Source organism: Microbacterium candidum, assembly GCF_030315975.1.
In the GTDB taxonomy this organism is placed as follows: domain Bacteria; phylum Actinomycetota; class Actinomycetes; order Actinomycetales; family Microbacteriaceae; genus Microbacterium; species Microbacterium candidum.
In genome coordinates, this window is record NZ_JASXSZ010000001.1 from 305,241 (window position 1) to 329,403 (window position 24,163).

Consider the following 24,163-nt stretch of genomic DNA (forward strand, 5'->3'; position numbering starts at 1 on the left):
TTCTAGGGTGAAGGAAGAGGTGAGGCGATGGACGAGCAGCAGTGGGGCCCGGTCTGGGTGCTGCGACCCAGCGACTCGGTGGCGGGCGTGCGTCACACGTTCCCGTCCGTGCTGCGGTCCCAGACCGCCCTGCGCTGGTATGCGGGCGGCGGCATATCCCTGATCTGGCTGGGGGCCGCGGGCACGGAGATCGTCCATGCGTCGGGCTCCGCCGCATCCGCCGCCCTCGGCCTGGTCCTCCTCGGCCTGTTCGCCATCGCGTTCCTGGGGGCCGCCCCGATCAACTGGACCCTGGCGGTGTCGCGACGCTTCATCGCGATCGCCGTCGTCTTCGCCTTGTCGTTCTCGCTCTGGCCGTGGCTCGAGTGGGGTCTGTCCGGCATCTGGACCTACGTCGGCGTCCTCATCGCGGCGGCGGTCTTCCCCTGGCGCGTCACGTGGCCATCGATCCTCGGACTCGCGCTGCTGGCCCTCGTCTTCGGCGTCCTCGGTGTCGGGTGGAACACGAACATCCTCTGGGTCCCCGCGATCATCGGCTCGATCTCCCTCATGATGGCTGCCTTCATCCGCTCCATCGACTCCGTCAACCGGATGCGGCTGGCACAGCGGGAGGTCGAGCGCCTCGCCGCCGAGCGCGAGCGTGGGCGCGTGGCACGCGACATCCACGACATCCTCGGCCACTCGCTGACGGTCATCACGGTCAAGAGCGAGCTCGCCGGCCGTCTCGTCGACGCTGATCCGCAGCGCGCGAAGACGGAGATCGCCGAGGTCGAGGCGCTCGCCCGTGCCGCACTCGCAGATGTGCGGGCGACGGTCGCCGGTTTCCGCGGGGTGAGCGTGAGCGGTGAGCTGGCGGCGGCACGCGTGGCGCTGGCGGCGGCGGATGTCGCGCTTGATGCGCCGACGACGACGGATGCGGTGCCCCCCGACCGGCGCGAGCTGGCCGGATGGGTCGTCCGTGAGGGCGTGACCAATGTCGTCCGTCATGCCGAGGCGAAGCGCTGCCGCATCCGCCTGGAGTCGAACCGCATCGCGATCGAGGACGACGGTGTCGGACCTGCCGGGGCCAACTCGGGAACGGGGCTCTCGGGGCTGCGCGAGCGCGTGGATGCCGCGGGCGGAATACTGGCGGTGGGCCGCAGCGATCTCGGCGGCTTCCGCCTGGAGGTGACCCTGTGATCCGACTGCTCGTCGCGGACGATCAGGCGCTCGTGCGCGGCGCGCTGTCGGCGCTCCTCGGGCTCGAGCCGGACATCGAGGTCGTCGCCGAGGTGGGGCGCGGCGACGAGGTCGTCGCGGCCGCCGTGGCGAACTCCGCCGACGTCGCCCTGCTCGACATCGAGATGCCGGGAGTCGACGGCATCGCGGCGGCGGCGGAGCTGCGCCGCGCGCTGCCGACCTGCCGTGCGCTCATCGTCACGACGTTCGGCCGGCCGGGATACCTCAAGCGGGCGATGCAGGCCGGGGCGTCCGGGTTCGTCGTGAAGGACACCCCTGCCGCCCAGCTGGCGGATGCGGTCCGCCGCGTGTCTCAGGGGCTGCGCGTCGTCGACCCGGTCCTGGCTGCCGAGTCGCTCGCCCAGGGCGACTCCCCGCTCACCGAGCGTGAGACCGACGTGCTGGCGGCCGCCCAGACGGGCGGCTCGATCGCCGACATCGCGGGCATGCTGCATCTGTCCGAGGGCACGGTGCGCAACCACCTGTCGAACGCCATCGGCAAGACGGGCGCCCGCAACCGCGCCGACGCCGCTCGCATCGCCGACGCGAACGGCTGGCTCTGATCAGGCCCTGAGTCCGAGGGCATCGAGCTCGGCGTCGTCGAGCATGCGGGAGCGGGTGAGGAACCGCATCCCCGTCGGACCCTCGACCGAGAAGCCCGCACCGCGACCCTCGACGACGTCGATGGTGAGGTGCGTGTACTTCCAGTACTCGAACTGCGACTCCGACATGAAGACGCGGATCGGGTCGTCGAGACCGACGTCCAGCGCACCGAGCTCGACGTCGCCCGGACCGGTCAGGAACATCCCGACGGGATAGCACATGGGGGAGCTGCCGTCGCAGCATCCTCCGGACTGGTGGAACATCAGCGGCCCGTGCTGCGCGGTGAGTTCGCGCAGGAGGGATGCCGCGGCATCCGTCACCGCCACGCGTTCTGTCATCTCTTCTCCTCCATCCCCTGCCGGTCGTTGAGCGAGCGAGGCGATCCGAAGCGCGGTGAGCCGATCTCTCAGGCCCACCGCGCTTCGTCTCGCTCGTTCCTCGCTCGCTCAACGACCGGCGCAATGCTGCACTCGCTCGCTCAACGACCGGGTCCGTCGGCTCAGAAGAAGCCCATGGCCCCTTCGGCATACGACACGAGCAGGTTCTTCGTCTGCTGGTAGTGGTCGAGCATCTTGAGGTGGTTCTCGCGGCCGATGCCCGACTGCTTGTACCCGCCGAAGGCGGCGTGCGCGGGGTACTGGTGGTACGTGTTGGTCCACACGCGACCGGCCTGGATGGCGCGGCCCGCCCGGTACGCGAGGTCGCCGCTGCGGCTCCACACGCCGGCGCCCAGGCCGTACAGCGAGTCGTTGGCGATCGAGATCGCATCGTCGAACGTGTCGAAGGACGTGACCGAGACGACCGGGCCGAAGATCTCCTCCTGGAAGATCCGCATGTCGTTCGTGCCCTCGAACACCGTCGGGGCGACGTAGTAGCCGCCGGACAGCTCGCCGCCGAGGTCGACCCGCTCGCCGCCGGTGAGAACGCGGGCGCCGCCCTCCTTGCCGATCGCGATGTACGACAGGATCTTCTCGAGCTGGTCGTTCGACGCCTGCGCGCCGATCATCGTCTCGGGGTCGAGCGGGTTGCCCTGCTTGATCCGGCCGACCCGCTCGAGGCCGTCACCGAGGAACCGGTCGTAGATCGACCGCTGGATGAGCGCGCGCGACGGGCAGGTGCAGACCTCGCCCTGGTTGAGGGCGAACATCGTGAAGCCCTCCTGCGCCTTGTCGTAGTACGCGTCGTCCGTCGACAGCGCGACGTCCTCGAAGAAGACGTTCGGGCTCTTGCCGCCGAGCTCGAGCGTCACGGGGATGAGGTTCTGCGACGCGTACTGCATGATCAGGCGGCCGGTCGTGGTCTCGCCCGTGAACGCGATCTTGCGGATCCGCTTGTGCGATGCGAGCGGCGCGCCCGCCTCGATGCCGAACCCGTTCACGATGTTCACGACGCCCGCCGGCAGCAGGTCGCCGATGATCTCGAACAGGAAGAGGATGCTGGCGGGTGTCTGCTCCGCCGGCTTCAGCACGACGCAGTTGCCGGCGGCGAGGGCGGGCGCGAGCTTCCACGTCGCCATGAGGATGGGGAAGTTCCACGGGATGATCTGGCCGACGACGCCGAGCGGCTCGTGGAAGTGGTACGCGACGGTGTTCTCGTCGAGCTGGCTGAGCGAGCCCTCCTGCGCACGCAGCACGCCCGCGAAGTAGCGGAAGTGGTCGACGGCGAGCGGGATGTCGGCCGCCAGCGTCTCGCGGACGGGCTTGCCGTTCTCCCACGTCTCGGCGACGGCGATCTTCTCGAGGTTCGCCTCGATGCGGTCGGCGATCTTGTTGAGGATGACGGCGCGCTCGGCCGGGGTCGTCTTGCCCCACGATTCGAACGCCTTCCACGCGACATCCACCGCACGGTCGATGTCCTCCACGGTGCCGCGTCCGACCTCGCAGAACGGCTTTCCGGTGACGGGGGTGATGTCCTCGAAGTACTCGCCCTTGATCGGCTCGACGAACTCGCCCCCGATGTAGTGGCCGTACCGGGTGCGGTACTCGGCGACCGAGCCGCGCTCGCCCGGCGCGGCGTAGACGCTCGAGACGCCCTCTTCGACGATGGTCATGGTGGTGTCTCCTTCGACTCTGGCGACGGTCGTCGTCGCTGGTGCCGAAGGTAGGCGCCGGCAGGTTGCAGAACGTTGCGACGCCGGGTCGCAACGGCGCAGATCGCCACTCCGTCGCGAGATGGCGCCCGATGTGGCGTACCGGTCAGGCCGGTCGGTCACCCGCACGCGGCCGGTACCGCACGGCGACGGCGCCCGAGCGGAACTCCTGGCGATCCACGAGTTCGAGCTGGATGCGCTCACGCAGACCCGTGAGCAAGGTCGGCCCATGTCCGGCGAGCACCGGCTGCACGAGGAACTCGTACTCGTCGATGAGTCCCAGATCCGCCAACGCCAGGGGGAGTGTCACTCCGCCCACCCACAAGCCCTCGCCCGGCTCCTGCTTGAGCATGCGAATCGCCTGTCCCACGTCGCCCCGCACCAGCTCGCCGTTCCAATCGGCTTCGCTCAGCGTGCTCGACACGACGTACTTCTTCGCCCGATCGATGGCGTCGGCGAACGGAGTCTGCGACTCGTCCATCCAGTCGGGCCAGGCGCCTGTGGTCGGCCTTCGCCATGCCGACTCCATCATCTGGTAGGTCACCCGGCCGAACAGCAGGGCATCGGCCCGTTCCATCTCGGCGGTCCAGAAGCGCATCGACTCCTCGTCCGGCGGGAGCCCTGCCTCGTGATGGCAGCAGCCGTCGAGCGTGACATTGATCGAATATCGAAGCGGTCTCATCCCGTTGCACTCCTCTCGGGTCCGTGCTCTCCCCGCAGCACGCGGATGACTCGCACCTACTGCTCGAGACGCTCGATCCGCGCGACGAGCCCCGCTCGGCGCGGTGAACGAGCCGGCAGCATCGACAGACACAGCCGGAGCAGCTCGACGTCGTCGGCCGCCGCATCCGTCTCCGCGAACGCGAGCAGCACGTCGACGCTCGCCTCCGCCATGAGCGACTCCCGGAGCGCGCCACGCACCGTCTCGCGATACTCCTCGACCCCGGGAGCGACCGATTCTGGGAGGACATCCCCGCGATAAGCCGCGAGCGCGACGCGGTGCGCACCGCGGTCGAGGAGGGAGAGGACCTGCTCGGCATCCGTCTCCATCGGAACGTCGAGCCGGTACGGCTTGGATGCGGGCGCGAGCCCAGGACCGAGCCGCTCCAGCATCTTGCGCAGGCGCACCATCTCGGCACGGAGGGTGACCGTCGCACCGGGGTCGCCGTAGACGAGCTCGGCCAGCCGCTCCGCGGAGACGCCCTGTCGATGGGTCGCGAGCATGAGGAGCAGCTCGGCGTGCCGGGTGGTGACCTCCGCGACACGCTCGCCGTCCTCCGTGACCGCTTCGAGCAGCGCGCGACTGCGTCCGAGGACGGTGAGGGTCGCTCGCACCGACGTCGAGCCCTTCGCCGCGCGGATCGGCGGCCGACTGCTCCTGGACTGGGCTTGCGCCCGCTCGCGCATGCGGGTCAGCAGCAGCTCGCCCTCGACAGCGCGGGCCGTGGCATCCACCAGCAGCTGCGCTTGAGGGGAGACCACCGGGTCTCCGCCCGTGACGTCGATCACACCGAGCACGCGCCGCGTCTCCGGGTCGTGCACGGGTGCGGCGGTGCACGACCAGGGCTGGACCAGCCGGTTGAAGTGCTCCGCCCCGCGGATCTGCACCGATCGATCGAGGGCGAGGGCCGTGCCCGGCGCCGAGGTCCCCACGGCATCCTCCGACCAGTCGGCTCCCGCCACGAACCCCATGTCGCCGGTGAGCGCACGGACGTGCGCGTCGCCCTCGACCCACAGGAGGCGCCCGGCCGCGTCGCCGACGGCGATGAGCACCCCGGAGTCCGAGACGTCACCCGGCATCAGCAGGCCGCGGATCATGTCGATGACCCCCGCGAGCGGGTGCTCGCTGCGCAGACGCTCGAGCTGCTCCGCGTCGAGGGCGAGGGGAGGAAGTCCCTCGACGCCGACCAGGCTGTCCAACGACCGCCGCCAGCTGTCGCGGACGATCCCGCGCACGTCGGCGATCCGTGGATCCGCACTGTTGCCGCGCACGAACTCCTCATGGGCGCGCTCGATCAGCAGGCGCGAGGAGTCCGGAGAGCCCTCGCGGCGCGGCGACCACGGCGACGACATGGCGCCCCCTTCTGCGGTGAAGGAGCGGGACGGGTTCACGCCAGTGTAGGCCGGGTGTTCATCGGATGCCCCTGTCGGTCTCGCGCGGGCGATGCAAGAGTGGCGATGAGGAGAGGAGTCGTCATGAAGGCTGTGCAGTATCGCGAGGTGGGCAAGGGGCCCGAGATCGTGGAGATCGACGTTCCGGAGCCCGGTCCCGGCCAGATCCGCCTGAAGGTCACCGCTGCCGGGCTGTGCCACTCGGACTGGTTCGTCATGGATCTCCCCGAGGAGCAGTACACCTACGGACTGCCGCTCACTCTCGGCCACGAGGGCGCCGGGATCGCCGACAAGCTCGGCGCAGGCGTCACGGGCATCACGGTGGGGGAGTCGTACGCGATCTACGGCCCGTGGGGATGCGGCGTGTGCCGCAACTGCGCCGAGGGCAAGGAGAACTACTGCACGCGCGCCGCCGAACTCGGCATCGCCCCACCCGGACTCGGTGCGCCCGGAGCGATGGCCGAGTACGTCATCGTCGACGACGCCCGGCACCTCACGCCGCTCGGCGACCTCGACCCGGTCGAGACGGTGTCGCTGACGGATGCCGGCCTCACCCCGTATCACGCGATCAAGGCCGCGCAGCACAAGCTCTTCCCGGGTGCGACCGCGCTCGTGCTGGGGGTCGGCGGGCTGGGACACGTCGGCATCCAGATCATCCGCGCGATCAGTGAGGCCACGGTCATCGCGGTCGACGTCAGCGCAGAGAAGCTGTCGCTCGCGACGGAGGTGGGCGCGCACCACACCGTCGTGTCGGGACCGGATGCGGCCGCCCGCATCCGCGAACTCACGGGGGGCGTCGGCGCGGATGCCGTCTTCGACTTCGTGGGGGTCCAGCCGACGATCGACACGGCACGCGCCTCGGTCGCGGTCGACGGGTACATCCACATCGTCGGCATCGGCGGCGGTCTGCTGCCCACCGGCTTCTTCTCGACGCCGTTCGGTGCGGCTGTGCGGGCGCCGTACTGGGGGTCGCGCAGCGAGCTCATCGAGGTGCTCGACCTCGCGCGCACAGGCGCCGTTTCGGTGCACGTCGAGCGCTACGGGATCGAGGATGCCGTCGAGGCGTACACGAGGCTGCACCACGGGGCGGTCCGCGGGCGCGCGGTCGTCGTGCCCTGAATCGGGCGGCCTCGCACGCGTCGCGCCGTCACCGCTCGCACCGTGAACGTCAGTTGCGGGAGGCCCACCACTCGCGCAGGCGCTGCTCCGCGGCATCCTCGCCGATCACGCCTTCATCGAGCCGCACGTCGAGGAGGAAGCGGTACGCCTCGCCGACCTCGCGGCCGGGCTTGATGCCCAGGATCTCCTGGATGCGGTTGCCGTCGAGCTCGGGCCGGATGGCGTCGAGCTCCTCCTGGGCGGCGAGCTCCGCGATGCGGCGCTCGATGTCGTCGTAGGCGCCCGCGAGCTTCGCGGCCTTGCGCTTGTTGCGCGTGGTCACATCGGCACGCGTGAGGATGTGGAGGCGCTCGAGCTCGGGCCCCGCATCCCGCACGTACCGCCGGACCGCGGAGTCGGTCCATGCGCCCTCCGCGTATCCGAAGAAGCGCAGGTGCTGGTCGATGAGCTGCGAGACCGAGTCGATCGTCGCGGAGTCGAAACGGAGCTCTTTCAGGCGCTTGCGCGCGAGGCGGGCGCCCTTCGCGTCGTGATGGTGGAACGAGACCCCGCCGCCGGCCTCGAGCTTGCGCGTCGAGGGCTTGCCGATGTCGTGGAGCAGGGCGGCGAGGCGGAGGGCGACGTCGGGCTCGGCACCCGGATGCCGCTGCGCTTCGAGCTCGATCGCCTGCCGCAGCACGGTCAGCGAGTGCTCGTAGACGTCCTTGTGGTGGTGGTGCTCATCGATCTCGAGCCGCAGCGCCGGAACCTCGGGGAGGAACTCCGCCATGAGCCCCGTGTCGACGAGGAGGCGGATGCCACGGCCCGGGTCGTTGGTCTGCAGCAGGCGCACGAGCTCGCCCTGGATGCGTTCGGGGCTCACGATCTCGATCGTGCTGCGCAGGTCGACGATCGCGGCGAGCGTGTCGGGGTCGACCTCGAACTCGAGCTGGGACGAGAAGCGCGCCGCGCGCAGCATCCGGAGCGGGTCGTCGCCGAAGCTGACCCGCGGATCCGTCGGCGTCCGCAGCACCCCGCGCACGAGGTCTTCGACGCCGCCCGTCGGGTCGACGAGAGTGCGTCCGGGCACCCGCAGCGCCATGGAGTTCACGGTGAAGTCGCGACGCACGAGGTCGCCCTCGATCGTGTCGCCGAACTCGACGGTGGGTTTGCGCGTCGCGCCGTCGTAGCTGTCGGCGCGGTACGTCGTGATCTCGACCTGCTCGCGCTGCACGCGGGCGCCGATGGTGCCGAAGGCACGGCCGATGTCCCACTGGGCGGTCGAGATCGGCGTGACGATCCGCAGGATGTCATCGGGTCGCGCATCCGTCGTGAAGTCGAGGTCGTGCACGTCCCGGCCGAGGAGCGCATCGCGCACCGGCCCGCCGACGATCGACAGCTCGAAACCGGCCTTCTCGAACGCGGCGGCGAGCGCGGCGACGACGGGCGACTCCGCGAGAGCGCCCAGGCGTGCGACACCCTCGGCCATGTTCAGCATGCCCTCGAGCCTATCCGGGGCGCCCGACGCCGACTGGCCCGCAGGCTCAATCGGCGAACGCGAGGAACCCTGTGAACAGCAGCTCGCGCACGCGGGGGAGGAGGTCTGCGCGGAGGGCTGCCGCATCCGTCTCCAGCAGCTCGGCGATCGCGTCGAGGAGCGGCCCGACGGCGAGGTCGCCGTCGCACGCGCCGACGAGTGCCGCGAGCGCGGGGTCGACGTCGAGGACGCGCGCGAATCCCCCGCCCTGGCGCAGCTCGATGACGCTCGGATCCTCGGCCCCCGGCAGATGGTGGCGGGCCTCGGTGACGTCGGGCGCGACGACGAGGATGGATGCGGCGAGCCCCTCGTCGTCGAGCAGCTCCGCCCGGTCGTGCGCGGCGAGCGCCGCGGAGACGTGAGCCCCGAGACCGCCCTCGGCGACGGGCTGCATGACGCGCTCGTACCGCGCGAGCGTCGGGGAGCCTGCGAGCGGGCGACGCACCAGGATGTAGCCGAACCCGATCGACGACACGCCCCGCGACGCGAAGTCGTCGAGCCAGGCGCCGAGGAGCTCATCGAACCGGGCCATGCCGGGCACGGTGCCGCCGTCGCGGATCCACAGCTCGGCGTAGGCGATGGGATCGAGATCCTCGCGTTCTACGACCCAGGCGTCGAGCGGAACGGGGGATGCCTCGACCCATGCGCGCACCCTATCCAGCCCTGCGACGCCCTCGCGCGTCTCCCAATTGCCGAGGAGCTGTGCGGTGCCGCCGGGCTCGAGGTGGACGCCCACGGTGCCGACGAACTCCGCCACGATCCCGTCGGCGATGCGACCGGCATCCCGGTATTCGTACTCGGGGACGCCGGCGGCGCGCGGCGTGATGACGAACGGCGGGTTCGAGACAATGCGGTCGAAGAGCTCTCCGCGCACCGGTTCGAACATGTCGCCTCGGCGCGTCTCGATCCCGTCGACTCCGTTCAACAGCGCGTTGAACCGGGTGTACGCCAGCGCGCGTTCGGACACGTCCGTCGCGACCATCTCCGAGGCCTGGCGCCGCGCGCGGAGGGCCTGGATGCCGCATCCCGAACCGAGATCCAGGGCTCGGCGTGCGGGCATCGTCAGCTGGAGCCCGGCGAGGGTGAGCGACGCACCGCCCACCCCGAGCACGTGATCTTCGGGGAGCGGGCCGCCGAGTGCGGCCTCGTCGAGATCGCTCGCGATCCACCATTCACCGGCGCCGTCGTCGTCGACGAAGGCCTGCGGGCGCACGAGCGCGAGCGGCTGCACCGAGTCGCCGTCCCGTTGCACGAGTCTGAGGGCGACGAGGCCGTCGACGCCGATGCTCGGGAAGGCCGCATCCGCGCCCTCCACGACGTCGCCGAGCCCGAACAGTCGCGCGATCACGGCGGCGGGGGAGTCGTCACCCGCGAGCAGACGGCGTGCGGGCAGGGCGTGGCCACGGCCGATCGCACCATCCGCGGCCGCTCCCCACAAGCGCCGGAGGCCCTCCGTCGTGTACCCGCCGGCTGCGAGATCGGCGGCCAGCCCGCTGCAGAGCAAGGCGTCCGGAACGGGGGTGGGGTGGGGTGTCGGCATCGCTCCATTCTCCCCGTGCCCATTCGCTCGCGTGCCCGCGGTGGGAGCGTCTCACGGTGTCCGCCGAAGCGCGCCCCGTAGAATCGCCGGAGCACGAGCATGTGCGTGGACCGCACGCGAGCAGAAGCCGAGCATGACCGCCACCTCCCCCACCTCTTTGCGCCCACGCGCACGCCGCCTCGCGCGCGCGTTCGCCGCGGGTCTCGTGGCGGCGGTGGCGGCCGCATCCCTCGTCGTCGCGAGCCCCGCGTTCGCCGCCGATCCGACTCCCAGTCCCTCCCCGACGCACCTCTCCGGGAAGGCGACGCTCACGCTCTCGCCGGTGGGCGGCGGGGTCGTGCAGCAGGATGCGGGCCTGCCGGTCTATGTGACGCTCGACAACGGCACCGCGACCGCGAACGACGGCGGGGCGATCACGCTCGCCGCCGGATCCCAGCCCCTCGCGAACCGCGCCGCGCTGGCCGCCTGGATGTCGGGCTCCCGCGACGGCGTACAGCTCGAAGACATGACGACGAGTTCCATGCCCCCGGTGGCCTCCGGCGGATCCAACCCGGTGCTCCTCGAAGTCCCGCAGGCGCAGACGCAGCGCGCGCCCGGCGTATACCCCCTGCTGGCGACCGTCGCGGCGCCGGGCGGACCCTTGTCGTCCCCGAGCGTCATGATCGTGCCGGATCCGGCGCAGCCGCAGGCGACGGTCGCCGTGGTGGTGCCGGTCACGGCGGGGCCGCTGTCCGCGGGCATGCTCACCTCCGACCAGCTCGCCACGATGACGGCAGCGGACGGCGAGCTGTCCACGGAGCTCGATGCCGTCGCCGGCACCGGCGCGATCCTCGCCGTCGACCCGGCCATCCCCGCGGCCATCCGCGCCCTCGGGTCGGCGGCGCCGCCCGAGGCCACTGCGTGGCTCGAGCGACTCATGACGCTGTCGAACCAGCGGTTCGCCCTGCAGTTCGGCGACGCCGACATCGCCGCTCAGGTCAATGCCGGCCACGCCTCCCTCGTCACGCCGCTCGAGCTCACCTCGTTCCTCGATCCGGTCAATTTCACCGCAGACGCCGGCGCAGCCACCCCCACCCCCACGCCGAGCGCATCGGGTCTGCCCGACATGCACACGCTCACCGACATCGGCACGGCGGTGCCGAACGTCTATTGGCCCTTCTCAGGCACGGCGAACAGCAAGGTCCTGACGACCCTCAACAACGCCGACCGATCCGCGATCACCCTCGTGGGCTCCTCGTCGACGACGCAGGGGGCGGACAACGCCACCGAGGCCGCGCACGCCACGATCGACGACGCCCACGCGCTCGTCTACGACAGCACCATCTCCACGGCGCTCGGCCAGGCCTCCGTCACGCCGGATCAGCAGCACCGCGGCAACGCGCTCGCCGACGCCACCGCGAACCTGGTGTTCGCGGGGAAGGATGCCGCGGGCGCCCCGCTGCTCGTCACGGTCGACCGTTCGGGCCTGCCGAACGGCGAGGGACTGCGCGCGGCGATCGAGACGGCACTGAACGGCGCACTCAACGCGAACTTCGCGACGCTCGCGTCGGCGACCGTGCACACGGCGACGTTCGGCACGACGGAGCCCGACTCGGCGCGCACTGCGGCGCTCGTGTCGCTGCAGACGGACGAGGATGCGCTCCACAACTTCGCCTCGATCCTCGACGTCCCGGCCGTGCTCGCCGGACCCGAGCGTGCGCAGATCCTGCAGCTCATCGGCGGCGGCTGGCTTCCGGACACGGCCGGCTGGACGGCAGCGCTCGCCGCGCACCGCGTGCAGACCGCGAAGACGCTGGATTCCGTTCGCATCCTCGCCCCGAGCGAGCTCCTCATCGTCAGCTCGGGCGCGGATCTCCGCTTCTGGGTGCGCAACGACCTCCCCTGGCCGGTCAACGTCACGCTCTACGCGTCACCGGATTCGCCGAAGCTCGTCGTGCAGCCGACGACCGATGTGCGGGGGAGCGCGGCGAGCAACACGCGGGTCGTCGTCCCCGTTCGCGCGCGGGTCGGCAACGGCGAGGTCAGCATCTCGCTGTCTCTGCGCAGCCCGACGGGCGTCGCGATCGGCACTCCCCAGACGGCGAACGTCAACGTGCGCGCGGACTGGGAGGGCTTCGGCATCGCCGGACTCGCCGTCCTCGTGATCGCCTTCTTCGGCATCGGCGTCTTCCGCATGCTCCGCAGGCGTCGTCGCACGCAGCGCGCGGGCGACGAGACGGCGGATGCGGCTGGAGAGCAGATGGATGCGGGTGACCCGGCGGATGCGGGCGACCCGGCGGATGCGGGCGAGCCGGTGGATGCGGGCGAGCCTGCGACCCCCGAACCGAGCGCCGTCGAATCGGTGGATGACGTACCCGCGAGCACCGACCAGGTTCACCCGGCGCCCGTACCCGAGGAGAACGAGACGTGAGCAGCATCGGACGGGCGAGCGCCCTGATCGGCGCGGGCACGCTCGCCTCGCGCGCAACGGGCCTCCTGCGGTCCGTCGTCCTGGTGACGGCGCTCGGCGCGGCGGCATCCGCCGACTCGTTCAACGTCGCCAACTCACTGCCCAACGCCATCTACATGATCGTCTCGACGGGAATCCTGACGGCGGTCATCGTCCCCCAGATCGTGAAGGCTAGCCGTGCCGAGGACGGCGGGCGCGCGTTCATCTCCAAGCTCTTCACGCTCGGAACCGTCATCCTGCTCGTCGTCGCGGTGGTCGCGACCGCGTTCGCACCGCTGCTCGTCCGCCTGTATGCCGCCAAGTTCACCCCGGCGCAGATCGACCTGTCGACCGCGTTCGCGTACTGGTGCCTCCCGCAGATCTTCTTCTACGGCATGTACGCGATGGTCGGGGAGACGCTCAACGCGCGCCGCATCTTCGGGCCGTACACGTGGGCGCCGATCGTCAACAACATCGTCTCGATCGCCGGGTTCGGTCTGTTCATCGTGCTGTTCGGCTCGGGGCAGAAGGCTCCGACCGCCTGGACGCCGGAGATGATCGCCCTGATCGGCGGAAGCGCCACCCTCGGCATCATCCTGCAGACCGTGGTCCTCTTCCTGTTCTGGAAGCGCACCGGCATCCGCATCGGTCCCGACTTCCGCTGGCGCGGCATGGGGCTCGGCCACATCGGCCGACTCGCCGGCTGGACGTTCCTCATGGTGCTCGTGACGCAGCTCGCCGCCATCGTGCAGTCGCAGGTCCAATCGACCGCTTCGGCCGATGATCAAGCGGGGCAGACAATCGCACTGAACGCGGGACTGATCTTCATCCTCCCGTACTCGATCATCGCGCTGTCCATCGGGACGCCCTACTTCACGCGGCTGTCCGAGCACGTCGCCCAGGATCGCTTCGACGACGTCCCCAAAGACGTGTCGTCCAGCGTGCGCTCCATCTCGCTGCTGATCGTCCTGTCGACGGCGGCCCTCGTGGCATCCGCCGTCCCCGTCTCGCGCCTCTTCACGACCTCCCAGTCGCAGGCGGTGGATGCGGCGATCGTGCTGCTCGCCTATCTCGTCGGCCTCATCCCCATCGGCATCCTGTTCACGGTGCAGCGGACGTTCTACGCATACAACGACACCCGCACCCCTTTCTGGTTCACCGCCGTGCAGGCTGCCGTCGCCGCCGCGCTGGCCGCGGCATCCCTCCAGCTCGCACCCGAGTTCCGCACCGCCGGCGTCGCGCTCGGCCAGTCGATCTCGATCCTCGTGCAGGTGGTGATCGCTACGATCCTGCTCCGCCGCACCGTGGGGAACCTGCGCGTGCGGGTGTGGATGCTGTCCCTCGGCCGCTACCTCGTCGCGGCGATCCCCGCGGGCGCGCTCGGTTGGCTCACGTTCCTGCTCCTCGGCGGGGTCGACGGCTGGACCACTTCGTCGCAGCTCCTCGGCGCCGTCGGCACCGTCATCATCGGCGCGGTCGTCGCAGTCGTGTACATCGCGATCCTCGCCGCGCTGCGAGCGCCTGAGCTCGCACCCGTCATGAGCCTCGTCCGCCGGCGCATCCGCCGGTGATTGCGTGACGGCGCGCTTCACGCGCCGTCACGCACAGAAGTCCCGGAATGTCGCGCGGTTACGATGTGTTGAGCATCCTTGGACGTCTTGAAGGAGATCGCACGTGCGCCAGCTCATCATCATCGGCTCCGGCCCCGCCGGGTACACCGCGGCCATCTACGCAGCCCGCGCCAACCTGGCGCCGCTCGTCGTGGCCAGCTCCGTCGAGGCGGGCGGTGAGCTCATGAACACGACCGAGGTCGAGAACTTCCCGGGGTTCCCCGAGGGAATCCAGGGCCCCGAGCTCATGACCAAGATGCAGGAGCAGGCGGAGAAGTTCGGCGCCGAGGTGCTCTACGACGACGTCGTGTCGGTCGACCTCGACGGCCCGGTCAAGCGCGTGACGCTCGGCAGCGGCGCGGTGCACGAGGCCACCACGGTGATCTTCGCCACCGGCTCCGCCTACCGGAAGATCGGCATCGAGGGCGAAGAGCGCCTGTCGGGCCGCGGAGTGTCGTGGTGCGCCACGTGCGACGGCTTCTTCTTCCGTGAGCGCACGATCGCTGTCGTCGGCGGCGGCGACTCCGCGATGGAGGAGGCCACCTTCCTCACGCGCTTCGCGTCGAAGGTCTATGTCATCCACCGCCGCGACGAGCTGCGCGCCTCGAAGATCATGCAGGAGCGCGCCTTCGCGAACGAGAAGATCGAGTTCGTCTGGAACAGCGAGGTCGTCGACATCCTCGGGACGGATGCCGTCACCGGCGTCATCCTCGAGGACACCATCTCGGGGGAGCGCCGCGAGCTGCCGCTGGAGGGCGTGTTCGTCGCGATCGGCAACGACCCGCGCACGCACCTCGTGCACGGCATCCTCGACCTCACCCCGGAGGGCACCATCCATGTCGACGGCCGGTCTTCGCGCACGTCGCTGCCGGGTGTGTTCGCCGCGGGCGACGTCGTCGACCCGACCTACCGTCAGGCGGTGACGGCCGCCGCATCCGGCACCGTCGCAGCCCTCGACGCGGAGCACTTCCTCGCGGCGTTAGGAGAGGCCGGCGCGCCGGACGTCCACGGCGACGAGATCGAGGGTCTCCCCGAGGCCGACCCGGTCGCGGTCTGACCCGATTCCCTCCGCGGATCGTTGAGCGAGCGAGGAACGCGCGAGACGAACCGCACTGAACCTCCCGGGGAACAGAATCCGCGTGATCCGCGTTCACCCCGATTGACAGACTTCCGAGATAGGAGAAGCAGATGAGTGCGAAGGCCACGACCTCCGCGACGTTCGAAGCGGACGTCATCAACGCCGACGGCCCCGTTCTGGTCGACTTCTGGGCCGAGTGGTGCGGCCCGTGTCGCATGGTCTCGCCGATCCTGGACCAGATCCAGGCCGAGAACAGCGACAAGATCACCGTGCTCAAGCTCAACGTCGACGAGAACCCCGACCTCGCGATGAAGTACCAGATCACCTCGATCCCCGCGATGAAGGTCTTCCAGGGCGGCGAGGTCAAGACCACGATCATCGGCGCAAAGCCGAAGTTCGCTCTCGAGCAGGATCTGGCCGCCTACCTCGGCTGATCACCTCGATCCCCGGTGACTTTTCCCAGGTCACCGGGGATTTCTGCATCTACGATGCGTCGCGGACGACGGCATCCCAACGCCGGGAGGTGTTGGAGTCGCCGAGAAGCTTCCACACGGCGCGCGTGAGCGGTGGATAGTCGAGCGCGATCTGACGGAGCACGCGGTAGTGGCGGGATGCGTTGGGTCGCATGCCGCCGTTGGCCTCGATGTTCTCGGCACGCAGCATGAAGACGACCAGCTCGTCGACGCTCGGCAGGTCGCCCATGAACTCCCACGGGTCCTCGCCGGCACGCAGGCGCTCCTCCACGACGACCGAGAGCTCGTCGGATGCCTCCGCCCTCAGCAGTTCGAGGCTCGCGCGGCGCGCGGGTGCGACATCCCGGTCGTTCATCCTTCCAGGGTAATCGCCCCTGTCCTGGGGTCCTGCCCGCATCGACCCGATCCGCGCTTCGCCATCCGCTGAATCCCGCCCTTCCGGCAGCCGCCTTCCTTCTCCCTGGTCTCCAAGACAGGAGCTTTCGCGAAGACAGCATGGTTCCGCCCCGATTCTTCCTGTCGTCATCGAAACTCCTGTTTTCAGCGAAGGTGACGCGGCCCAGAGGAACGGATGATGATGTCTGTCCTGCGTGGTCGCGGACGCGGGCGCGTGCCCTAGCCTGGGCAGGTGACCGACTCCACCCTCGACGTCGAGGCCGTGTGGCGCGCGGAAGCGCCGCGCATCGTCGGAACGCTGGCCCGATACACGGGCGACGTCGTGTGGGCTGAAGACCTCGCGCAGGATGCGCTCGTCGAGGCGCTCGCGCGCTGGCCCGTCGACGGCATCCCGGACTCGCCCGCCGGATGGCTGGTGACGGTGGGCCGCAGGCGGGCGATGGATGCATGGCGCCGCGGCGAGCGCCTGGCTCGTCGTCAGGAACTCCTCGCCGCCGACCTGCGTGACCTCGACGACGATCCGGTGGGAGAGCTCGCCGACCCGGATCGCATCGACGACGACACTCTGCGTCTCGTCTTCGTGTGCTGCCACCCGATCCTTCAGCCCGCTTCCCGGCTCGCATTGACCCTGCGCGTCGTCGCCGGCCTCACAACGGAGCAGATCGCGCGGATGATGCTCACTACCGTGCCGTCCGTGCAGCAACGGATCGTGCGCGCGAAGCGCGACCTCCGTACGGCGGACGTCCCCTTCGAGGTGCCCGACCGCGCGGAGCGCCCGGCGCGGCTCGGCAGCGTGCTGCACGTGCTCCAGTTGATGTTCACGGAGGGATACGCACCGAGCGTCGGCGATGCCGCCGTTCGCGCTGACGTGGCCGCCGACGCGCTCCGCGTCGCCCGGCTCCTCGTCGGGATCGCCCCGCGGAGCGCGGACGCGTGGTCGCTCCTCGCCCTGATGGAGCTGCAGTCGTCACGATTCGGGGCCCGGCGCTCCGATGATGGCGAGCTCGTCACCCTGGATGCACAGGATCGGACGCTGTGGGATGCCTCGGCTGTTGTCCGCGGTCGGACGGCTCTGGAGACCGCCCGGTCCCTCGACTCCGTGCCGGGGGCGTACGGTCTGCAGGCGCTCATCGCCTACGAGCACGCACGCGCAGCATCAGTCGACGCCACGGATTGGGCGGCGATCGCCGCCCTGTACGCGCACCTCGACGCGGTCGAGCCCTCGCCCGTCGTGCGTCTCAATCGGGCCGTCGCCTTGGCGATGGCGGGGGAGCTTGTCGCCGCTCGCGATCTCGTCGCCGCACTCGAGCACGAGGGGTCGCTCGTGGACTACCGTCCGCTCCTCGCGGTCAAGGGCGACCTGCTCGAGAGAGCAGGGGAGCGGGATGCGGCGCGCACAGCATTCCTCGCTGCCGCGGAGCTGCCCGGCAACGAAGCCGAAGCCGTGCACCTCCGCCGACGCGCGGCAGAGCTGATTCAGTCGCCGTAGGACTCTTCGCCGATCACGGCGAGGATGCGGTTCAGGTCCTGGATCGTCGCGAAGTCGATGTTGATCTGGCCCTTGCGTGCCGTGAGGCTGATCTTGACGCGGGTGTTGAGGCGGTCGCCGAGCCTCTCTGCGATCTCATCGAGGTGCCCGCGTCGCGCGCCGGCCTTGGGTGCCGGGCGGCGGATGGCGCCCTCATCCGTCCCCTTCGCGATCGCCTCCGCCGCGCGCACCGACAGGTCCTCGTTCACGATCTTGTCGGCGAGCTTCTGCATCGCCTCCGGGTCGTCGAGCGAGAGGATCGCCCGGGCGTGGCCTGCCGACAGGACGCCGGCGGCGACCCGCTGCTGCACGGGAAGGGGCAGCTTCAGAAGCCGGATCGTGTTGCTGATCTGGGGCCGTGACCGGCCGATGCGCGTCGCGAGCTCCTCCTGCGTGATGCCGAAGTCCTCGAGGAGCTGCTGATAGGCCGACGCCTCTTCGAGCGGGTTCAGCTCCGACCGGTGGAGGTTCTCAAGCAGCGCGTCGCGCAGGAGATCTTCGTCGGCGGTGTCTCGGATGACGGCGGGAATCGAGGTGAGACCCGCTTCGCGTGCGGCGCGGGTGCGGCGCTCGCCCATGATGAGCTCGTAGGTCCCGCCCTCCGCCGCTCGCACGACGACCGGCTGCAGCACGCCGAACTCGCGGACGCTATGAACCAGCTCCGCGAGGTGGTCGGCGTCGAAGTGCGTGCGCGGCTGACGGGGGTTCGGGACGATGCTGTGCGGATCGATGTGTGCCAGGCGCGCACCCGGAACTTCCACGAGCTGCGTCTCGTCGACCGCGGGAGCATCGCCGAGCTCCGCCGTCGTCGTGGTCTTCGCCTTCGTGGCGTTCTTGTCTGCGGGCGCGGACGTGCTCACGGCGGGGAAGAAGACATCCACCGGGCGGTTCTCGCTCGACTCGGTGGTGGGGATGAGTGCCCCGATGCCTCGACCGAGTCCCGTTCGCTTCGCCATCAGGATGCCCTCTCTGCTGTGTTGAGTGTTCCGCGCTGGATGATCTCGACCGCCGCTTCGCGGTAGGCGATCGCTCCGGCCGACTGCCCATCGTATGCGATGACGGTCTGCCCGAAGCTCGGGGCTTCCGACACCCGCACGGAACGGGGGATGACGGTCTCGAGCACTTCGCGTGCGAAGTGCTCGCGCACCTCCTCGGCGACCTGCTGCGCCAGGCGGGTTCGCCCGTCGTACATCGTGAGGAGGATCGTCGAGACGTGCAGCACCGGATTCAGGTGCTTCTGGATCATGCGGACGTTGCCGAGCAGCTGGCTGAGACCTTCCAGCGCGTAGTACTCGCACTGTATGGGGATGAGCACCTCGTGTGCGGCGGTGAAGGCGTTGATCGTCAGGAGTCCGAGCGACGGCGGGCAGTCGACGATGACGAAGTGCGGTTTCTCCTCGAGCCCCTCGAGATAGTCCTCCAGCGCTGTCTTCAATCGGTGTTCGCGCGCGACCTGGGTCACCAGTTCGATCTCGGCACCGGCCAGATGGATCGTGCTCGGGGCGCAGGTGAGGTTCGCCGACTCCGGGCTGGTCTGAACGATGTCCGCCATCGGGAACTCGTCGATCAGGACGTCATACACGCTCGGGGTGTCGGCGGAGTGCGGGATGCTGAGCGCGGTGGAGGCATTCCCCTGCGGATCGAGATCGATCACGAGGACGCGCGCACCGAGGTCGGCGAGGGATGCGGCGAGATTGACGGCCGTCGTGGTCTTGCCGACGCCGCCCTTCTGGTTCGACACCGTGATGATGCGCGTCTCATCCTGAAGCTCGACGACAGCGCCTTCGAGCGCCCGGCGGCGAGCGTTCAGCGCTGCGAGTTCACGTGCGAGGGGAGTGTCTTCTTCATCGTCGAAGGGCGTCTGGACTGCGGCGTCCTCAGGAAGTTTCACGTGAAACACTCTCTTTCTCGCCGGCCGCGCACAACGCGTTCCACTCTACCCGCGAGTCCGGACAGCCCACCTTCGACCGTCGGCGTTCCGTGAGCCTGACAGTGTTCATCGCCGATCTCGTCACGAATGTCACGGGTTCGGGGTTGCGGTCGACGTTGATCGCCTTCTTCGCGTCAGCGTTTCACGTGAAACGCATGCACTCGGGATCACGTTCCCCGTGGTCTTCGCGCTATCGCGGCGCCTCTCAGTCCTCACGGGCGCAGGCGGCTTGGGGTTGACCGCGTCGATGCAGAAGTCCTCTCGCGCACTGAGCCCAGGTCCGGCGCTTCCGTTTCGAGGATTCTCGTCACCTACATCGGCGTTCGGCGCTGTCGTTCGCGCAGAGGACGGTCGGCGTCGAGTTGGACTTGCTCGGCGAACTGGTGGGGTCAGGGCTGCTGGGCACGAGCGACGATGTTTCACGTGGAACGATGACGTTCTCGCGCTCGGCGATGTTCTGGCGGCTGGGAGTGTGGCCGTGATGGCGCGCGACCGGTGGATGCCTTGTCTGGAGTTGGACGGTCGGTCCTCCACGATCCGCAGCAGGATGCCGACCGCCACGTTTGCGTGAAGCGTCTACGTAGCCGCGCCGTGTGCGGCTGCCGTGATGGCCTGAGTCATCAGCCGGCAGCGCGCTGTCGTTGGGCAACGCGTCGGAACTTGGTCACTCTCCATCATCGGCGGCGTGGCAGGAGCGGTGACGTTTCACGTGAAACGTCAAAGTCGCGGCGCCGCGTGCGGCGATGCGATGTCCTAGTCGCTTGGATACTCAGGTGGCCCGCCGGGTCGCGGAGCTACGGGACTGAACCTGGCCGGCCCCCCGCCCCGTAGCAGTGCAACGTCGGCGCGCTTTTCCTGGGGCGTCACCGCTGCGGCGCCGCAGCGATGCCATGTGGCGTGCGTACACAGATGAGGCATCGTGTTCGGCCGCACCTTGGTCCTGACCTTCGCCACTTCGCTGGAATCCGCAGCCGTGCAGCCTCGACACTTTCACGCGAGGCTTCAGCGTCACCGTGCCGCAGGCGGGGGATGCCGAGCGGCTTGGTGCGGCTGGTGGCGACTGTCGATAGAACCGGGAACTGCACCATGGCCGACTTCCCGTAATCCGCAGCGGCGGCACAGGCACGTGAATCCTCAATGTCACTGCGGCGCGTGCGGCTATCCCAGGGGGCCGATGTGCTCTGATGAGGCTTGTTGGGCGAGCCCTGGACTGGACTGTCCGCATGTCCACGCTCCGCGGCAACGCAACAGCTCCGCGATTCACGCAGGACGTCAACCTCACGCGCGGCATCCAGCCCGGCCTAGGCGGTCTGGGTCCTCTGATGGCCCTCCGTGCAGGGGGCACACGGGTGCTGAATGTCGCTGCAAGCCCACGGGTCCGCAGGGGCGGCGCGTCGGCGCGCTCACGGAGGTGTCTGGGTCGCTCCTCCGCCCGCAGTCATACCCGTGGTGGCTTGCGCGCGCAGACGGGGCGTCCCGTCGGTAGACCTCGAAGGCCGACCTTGACCGCGACCCCTGCGATCCTCAGCACCCCGGCACCAGCGCGCTCACCCGAGACATCAACCTCACTACGCCGCGCGCCAAGCCCGGCAGATTGGGCATCCCATCGATGGATCTCCAGTGCCGATCCTGGCCGCGCGCCGCCCCTCGATCCTCAGGAACCCGGCACCAACGGGTTCACGCGAGACATCAACCTCACTGCCCCACGCGCGCCAAGCCCGAGCACATCGGGCGTCCCATCGATAGACCTCCAGTGCCGATTTTGGCCGCGACCCCCTCCATCCTCAGGAACCCGGCACCAACGGCCTCACCCGAGACATCAACCTCACTGCCTGGCGCGCCAAGCCCGGCAGATTGGGCATCCCATCGATAAATGTCTAGGCCGACCTTGACCGCGATCCCTGCGATCCTCAGCAGCCCGGCACCAGCGCGCTCACCCGAGACATCAACGTCACCGCCCCACGCGGCCGATTGCCGGCGAACAGCAAGCTTCCCATCGATAGACCTCCAGGGCTGACCCTGACCGCATCCCGCGATCCTCAGCAGCCCAGCACACCAGCGCGCTCACCCGAGACATCAACGTCACCGCCCCACGCGGCCGATTGCCGGCGAACAGTGGACTTACCATCGATAAACCTTCAGCGACGACCTTGGCCGCCGTCCCCCCCCGATTCTCAGGAACCCGGGCACCATCGGAGTTCACGCGCGACATCAACGTCACTACGCCGCGTGCGGCGCTGCCCGCGCGGGGTAGGCGAAGGTGGCAGACCTGTGGGAATGGACCTTTAGCAACGACCCCGCGATCTTGACCAGGGGAGCGGGGGCGCTGCGCGTAAGACTTCACGGTCGCTGCGCGGCACGAGGCCATGTCCAGGCGGCCCACGCGCTCAGAGAGCGGCCTTGTTGATGCACCCCGGGAGGAAACTTGGCCGCTTCCCTGCGATCCGCGGCAGTGCAACGGCGGAGCGCTTCACGGAGGTCTGCAGCGTCGCTGCGCGGCACGAAGCCATGCCCAGACGGCTTGAGTCCTGAGTCCTGCTGTGTCGATCGACCCTTGGGACTGATCTTGGTCGCGCCCCCGCCATCCCAGCGGCGCAACGTCGACGCTCTCACGTGAGGCGTCACGTCACCCCGATGCCTGCATCGATGCCCATGCGGCATTGGAGCACCGTGAGGGTGCGTAGTCGGTGGCTCCTCAGGGTCCGCCTGCACCGCACTCCCGCGATTCGCGGCAGGGGTGTTCGGTGGTCGCTGAACCCGATGCAGGTGGATCCTGCGCGTGTGGCGGATGGCGATGGCCGGTCTTCTAGGTCGCCCCCTCCTCCTGGTTCGGCACCGCAACAGTAGAGACGAGAGGGCGTGCGGCCCGGCCGCTGGCCGCGCCGCCGGCCGGAAGGGATCCACGGACTGCTGATTGTTCTCGCGCGACGAGTCCGCTATCAACGCCTCGATGCATCAATTGCACGCCCGGCTGGGCCCGCACGCCGCAACCGACGGACGATGATGCGCTCGGCCTGCTCGCTGATGTCCGACGCGAGCCCCCCACGCACACCGCAGTTCCGTGTTCGGAACCCGTGTTGGATCGAACGCTCTCCTCATCAGCTCGCTGTTTCACGTGAAACATCACCAGCTTCGTGTGCGCCGCAAGCCTGGTCGCTTACGTCTCACCTCACGGCCGTCACGCCCACGCAAGTGGGGGAGACCTCCTGCTGTGTCGGCAACCCGTCTAGCTCCACGCATCGTCGTCAGCGATCCTGGTCGGACCTTCGGGCACGGCGGATCGCCCTTGAACCCCCCCCCCCAGCGGCGGGCGTCGCGTTCGGGCGTCCATGGAGTTGGTCCAGGCTCCGCCGCGCCGACAGTGGTAGCGATTGTTACCCACGGGGGTGCGCCCAACACGTCCCGCGTGTGCGTCAGATCGCCGAACTCCATCCCAGAGAATCGCGTGGGCAGTCCGTTTCACGTGAAACGTTCACCTTCGTGCACTTCACCCGATCCATCACATCAGGTGGTCCATCCGCGTCTCAATCCGGATCGGTTGCTGCTCGCGCAGGACGGCGATACGCCTGGCCACGTAGGCGGCGTTCACCGGGCGAGCCTGCGCGCGCCTGGCTTCCGCCGTGTGTTGCTACGACCGGGCATCGGAATCCCGCCCGGCCCGCCCGCGGAGCCTCGGGCCTGCAGCGACCGGCCGACTCGCAACCCGACCGAGTGGCGATCTCGTAGTCGAAAGGCTTGCGCCGCCGCTTCCCCTGCGTTGTTTCACGTGAAACAGCGCGACGGCACTCGATGCTCGGGGCGAACGCAAGTTCAGCGGGCCCTACCCGCATTCACGTCACTGCCGCACACATCACGGGGACGGCGGACATTCGGGCTCGAGCTCGCACGGCGTGTGCCGCATGGCGATCAGTGAGGCGAGCATGAACGTCCACTCCGACTGGTTCCTGACCTTTCTGTAGGCCGCGGATCACGCCAAGTGCGTTGGTGCATTGCCGGCGCATTCCATCGTTGGTTTCACGTGAAACGGCCGTCGGACCGACCCAACGTGGAGTGCGGTGAGCGGCCGCGACCCACGGAGCTCACCCCGTCGCCCTGGAGCGTGCCGCATGCCGACGCTCACGGAGGAGGCTGTGGACGCCATGCCCAGCATTGCGAAACCCGCGGTCCTTATGGGCCGTGTGGGAACCGCCCCGCATTCTGCGCAGTGAATGGTGCAGCATCCGGGACATCGCTATCTCGTCAGCATCCCTGGCTTCCACCCCCGCCTCATGCTTCTGGCATCCGAGCAGTGGACCAGCAACGGTGCGGAGAGTCTTGGACTGTTTCACGTGAAACGGGCACTCGCCCTGCAAGACTCGATGAGCGGCGCGATGGTACGGGCGCCCTCTCACGACCGCCTCGCCCCTTGACTTCACCAGTTCGACAGCCCACCCACCGTGTGATCTCCCCAATGAGGATCTGGGTCAGATCGGACGTCGTGAGCGAGCCACACTCAAGACATCCCGACCGCGTCTTCTACCCGG

At 69.2% G+C, this 24,163-nt stretch carries 17 protein-coding genes; 8 read left to right on the forward strand and 9 right to left on the reverse strand.

Features of this window, described 5'->3' with window-relative positions:
• The first annotated feature begins 27 nt into the window (after nt 1-27).
• Entirely contained in the window at nt 28-1,179 is a 1,152-nt protein-coding gene (locus QSV35_RS01545; RefSeq protein ID WP_286286009.1) for a sensor histidine kinase, read from the forward strand.
• Nucleotides 1,176-1,781: a response regulator transcription factor gene (locus tag QSV35_RS01550; protein WP_286286010.1), complete on the forward strand. Its 606-nt coding sequence runs from the start codon at nt 1,176-1,178 to the stop codon at nt 1,779-1,781. The genes QSV35_RS01545 and QSV35_RS01550 overlap by 4 nt, the downstream gene beginning before the upstream one ends.
• Here the strand turns inward: QSV35_RS01550 and QSV35_RS01555 are convergent, their stop codons facing one another.
• From QSV35_RS01555 to QSV35_RS01570, 4 genes are all read right to left on the reverse strand, one after another.
• Nucleotides 1,782-2,159, reverse strand: a complete 378-nt coding sequence (locus QSV35_RS01555; protein ID WP_286286012.1) for a DUF779 domain-containing protein — start codon at nt 2,157-2,159, stop codon at nt 1,782-1,784.
• Between the two features lie 161 nt (nt 2,160-2,320).
• Nucleotides 2,321-3,871 carry an acetaldehyde dehydrogenase ExaC gene (gene exaC / locus QSV35_RS01560; protein WP_286286014.1) on the reverse strand — a complete coding sequence of 517 codons (1,551 nt, stop codon included), beginning with the start codon at nt 3,869-3,871 and terminating at the stop codon, nt 2,321-2,323.
• A gap of 145 nt (nt 3,872-4,016) precedes the next feature.
• Entirely contained in the window at nt 4,017-4,592 is a 576-nt protein-coding gene (locus tag QSV35_RS01565) for a dihydrofolate reductase family protein (protein ID WP_286286016.1), read from the reverse strand.
• A 56-nt stretch (nt 4,593-4,648) separates the two neighbouring features.
• Nucleotides 4,649-5,983: a GAF domain-containing protein gene (locus QSV35_RS01570; protein ID WP_286286018.1), complete on the reverse strand. Its 1,335-nt coding sequence runs from the start codon at nt 5,981-5,983 to the stop codon at nt 4,649-4,651.
• A 123-nt stretch (nt 5,984-6,106) separates the two neighbouring features.
• Here QSV35_RS01570 and QSV35_RS01575 point away from each other — a divergent pair, with 123 nt between their 5' ends.
• Nucleotides 6,107-7,141, forward strand: coding sequence for an NAD(P)-dependent alcohol dehydrogenase (locus tag QSV35_RS01575; protein ID WP_286286021.1), 1,035 nt, complete (start codon nt 6,107-6,109; stop codon nt 7,139-7,141).
• A 49-nt stretch (nt 7,142-7,190) separates the two neighbouring features.
• On the opposite strand, the gene QSV35_RS01580 is transcribed toward QSV35_RS01575, so the two are convergent.
• Complete coding sequence (locus QSV35_RS01580) at nt 7,191-8,618, reverse strand: CCA tRNA nucleotidyltransferase (protein ID WP_286286023.1); 1,428 nt, start codon at nt 8,616-8,618, stop codon at nt 7,191-7,193.
• A gap of 46 nt (nt 8,619-8,664) precedes the next feature.
• Nucleotides 8,665-10,197, reverse strand: a complete 1,533-nt coding sequence (locus QSV35_RS01585; protein ID WP_286286025.1) for a DUF7059 domain-containing protein — start codon at nt 10,195-10,197, stop codon at nt 8,665-8,667.
• A gap of 133 nt (nt 10,198-10,330) precedes the next feature.
• Between QSV35_RS01585 and QSV35_RS01590 the strand changes: the two genes are divergently transcribed.
• The 4 genes from QSV35_RS01590 to trxA all read left to right on the forward strand — a co-directional run bounded on the left by QSV35_RS01590 (nt 10,331) and on the right by trxA (nt 15,747).
• Entirely contained in the window at nt 10,331-12,607 is a 2,277-nt protein-coding gene (locus QSV35_RS01590; RefSeq protein ID WP_286286027.1) for a DUF6049 family protein, read from the forward strand.
• On the forward strand, nt 12,604-14,196 hold the full coding sequence (murJ, locus tag QSV35_RS01595) for a murein biosynthesis integral membrane protein MurJ (RefSeq protein ID WP_286286029.1): 1,593 nt from the start codon (nt 12,604-12,606) through the stop codon (nt 14,194-14,196). Before QSV35_RS01590 ends, murJ begins: the two co-directional genes overlap by 4 nt.
• A gap of 103 nt (nt 14,197-14,299) precedes the next feature.
• Nucleotides 14,300-15,292, forward strand: a complete 993-nt coding sequence (gene trxB, locus QSV35_RS01600; RefSeq protein ID WP_286286030.1) for a thioredoxin-disulfide reductase — start codon at nt 14,300-14,302, stop codon at nt 15,290-15,292.
• 131 nt (nt 15,293-15,423) lie between these two features.
• A complete protein-coding gene (gene trxA / locus QSV35_RS01605) occupies nt 15,424-15,747 on the forward strand; it encodes a thioredoxin (RefSeq protein WP_286286032.1) in 324 nt (107 codons plus the stop codon).
• 49 nt (nt 15,748-15,796) lie between these two features.
• Here the strand turns inward: trxA and QSV35_RS01610 are convergent, their stop codons facing one another.
• Nucleotides 15,797-16,141, reverse strand: a complete 345-nt coding sequence (locus QSV35_RS01610; RefSeq protein ID WP_286286033.1) for a tryptophan synthase subunit alpha — start codon at nt 16,139-16,141, stop codon at nt 15,797-15,799.
• Nucleotides 16,142-16,414: 273 nt separating this feature from the next.
• Here QSV35_RS01610 and QSV35_RS01615 point away from each other — a divergent pair, with 273 nt between their 5' ends.
• On the forward strand, nt 16,415-17,671 hold the full coding sequence (locus QSV35_RS01615; RefSeq protein WP_286286035.1) for an RNA polymerase sigma factor: 1,257 nt from the start codon (nt 16,415-16,417) through the stop codon (nt 17,669-17,671).
• Here the strand turns inward: QSV35_RS01615 and QSV35_RS01620 are convergent.
• Together QSV35_RS01620 and QSV35_RS01625 are read right to left on the reverse strand one after the other, a co-directional pair.
• Complete coding sequence (locus QSV35_RS01620) at nt 17,659-18,666, reverse strand: ParB/RepB/Spo0J family partition protein (RefSeq protein WP_286286037.1); 1,008 nt, start codon at nt 18,664-18,666, stop codon at nt 17,659-17,661. The two genes, QSV35_RS01615 and QSV35_RS01620, sit on opposite strands and share 13 nt — an antisense overlap.
• Nucleotides 18,666-19,610 carry a ParA family protein gene (locus QSV35_RS01625; RefSeq protein WP_419956804.1) on the reverse strand — a complete coding sequence of 315 codons (945 nt, stop codon included), beginning with the start codon at nt 19,608-19,610 and terminating at the stop codon, nt 18,666-18,668. Before QSV35_RS01625 ends, QSV35_RS01620 begins: the two co-directional genes overlap by 1 nt.
• Between the last annotated feature and the right edge of the window lie 4,553 nt (nt 19,611-24,163).

Excerpts from the sequence above, each read along its gene's own strand:
- QSV35_RS01575 (WP_286286021.1), top strand. The coding sequence starts at position 6,107 with ATGAAGGCTGTGCAGTATCGCGAGGTGGGCAAGGGGCCCGAGATCGTG.
- exaC (WP_286286014.1), bottom strand. The coding sequence starts at position 3,871 with ATGACCATCGTCGAAGAGGGCGTCTCGAGCGTCTACGCCGCGCCGGGC.
- QSV35_RS01545 (WP_286286009.1), top strand. The coding sequence starts at position 28 with ATGGACGAGCAGCAGTGGGGCCCGGTCTGGGTGCTGCGACCCAGCGAC.
- trxA (WP_286286032.1), top strand. The coding sequence starts at position 15,424 with ATGAGTGCGAAGGCCACGACCTCCGCGACGTTCGAAGCGGACGTCATC.
- QSV35_RS01620 (WP_286286037.1), bottom strand. The coding sequence starts at position 18,666 with ATGGCGAAGCGAACGGGACTCGGTCGAGGCATCGGGGCACTCATCCCC.
- QSV35_RS01580 (WP_286286023.1), bottom strand. The coding sequence starts at position 8,618 with ATGCTGAACATGGCCGAGGGTGTCGCACGCCTGGGCGCTCTCGCGGAG.
- QSV35_RS01565 (WP_286286016.1), bottom strand. The coding sequence starts at position 4,592 with ATGAGACCGCTTCGATATTCGATCAATGTCACGCTCGACGGCTGCTGC.
- QSV35_RS01555 (WP_286286012.1), bottom strand. The coding sequence starts at position 2,159 with ATGACAGAACGCGTGGCGGTGACGGATGCCGCGGCATCCCTCCTGCGC.
- QSV35_RS01610 (WP_286286033.1), bottom strand. The coding sequence starts at position 16,141 with ATGAACGACCGGGATGTCGCACCCGCGCGCCGCGCGAGCCTCGAACTG.
- QSV35_RS01585 (WP_286286025.1), bottom strand. The coding sequence starts at position 10,197 with ATGCCGACACCCCACCCCACCCCCGTTCCGGACGCCTTGCTCTGCAGC.
- QSV35_RS01590 (WP_286286027.1), top strand. The coding sequence starts at position 10,331 with ATGACCGCCACCTCCCCCACCTCTTTGCGCCCACGCGCACGCCGCCTC.
- QSV35_RS01570 (WP_286286018.1), bottom strand. The coding sequence starts at position 5,983 with ATGTCGTCGCCGTGGTCGCCGCGCCGCGAGGGCTCTCCGGACTCCTCG.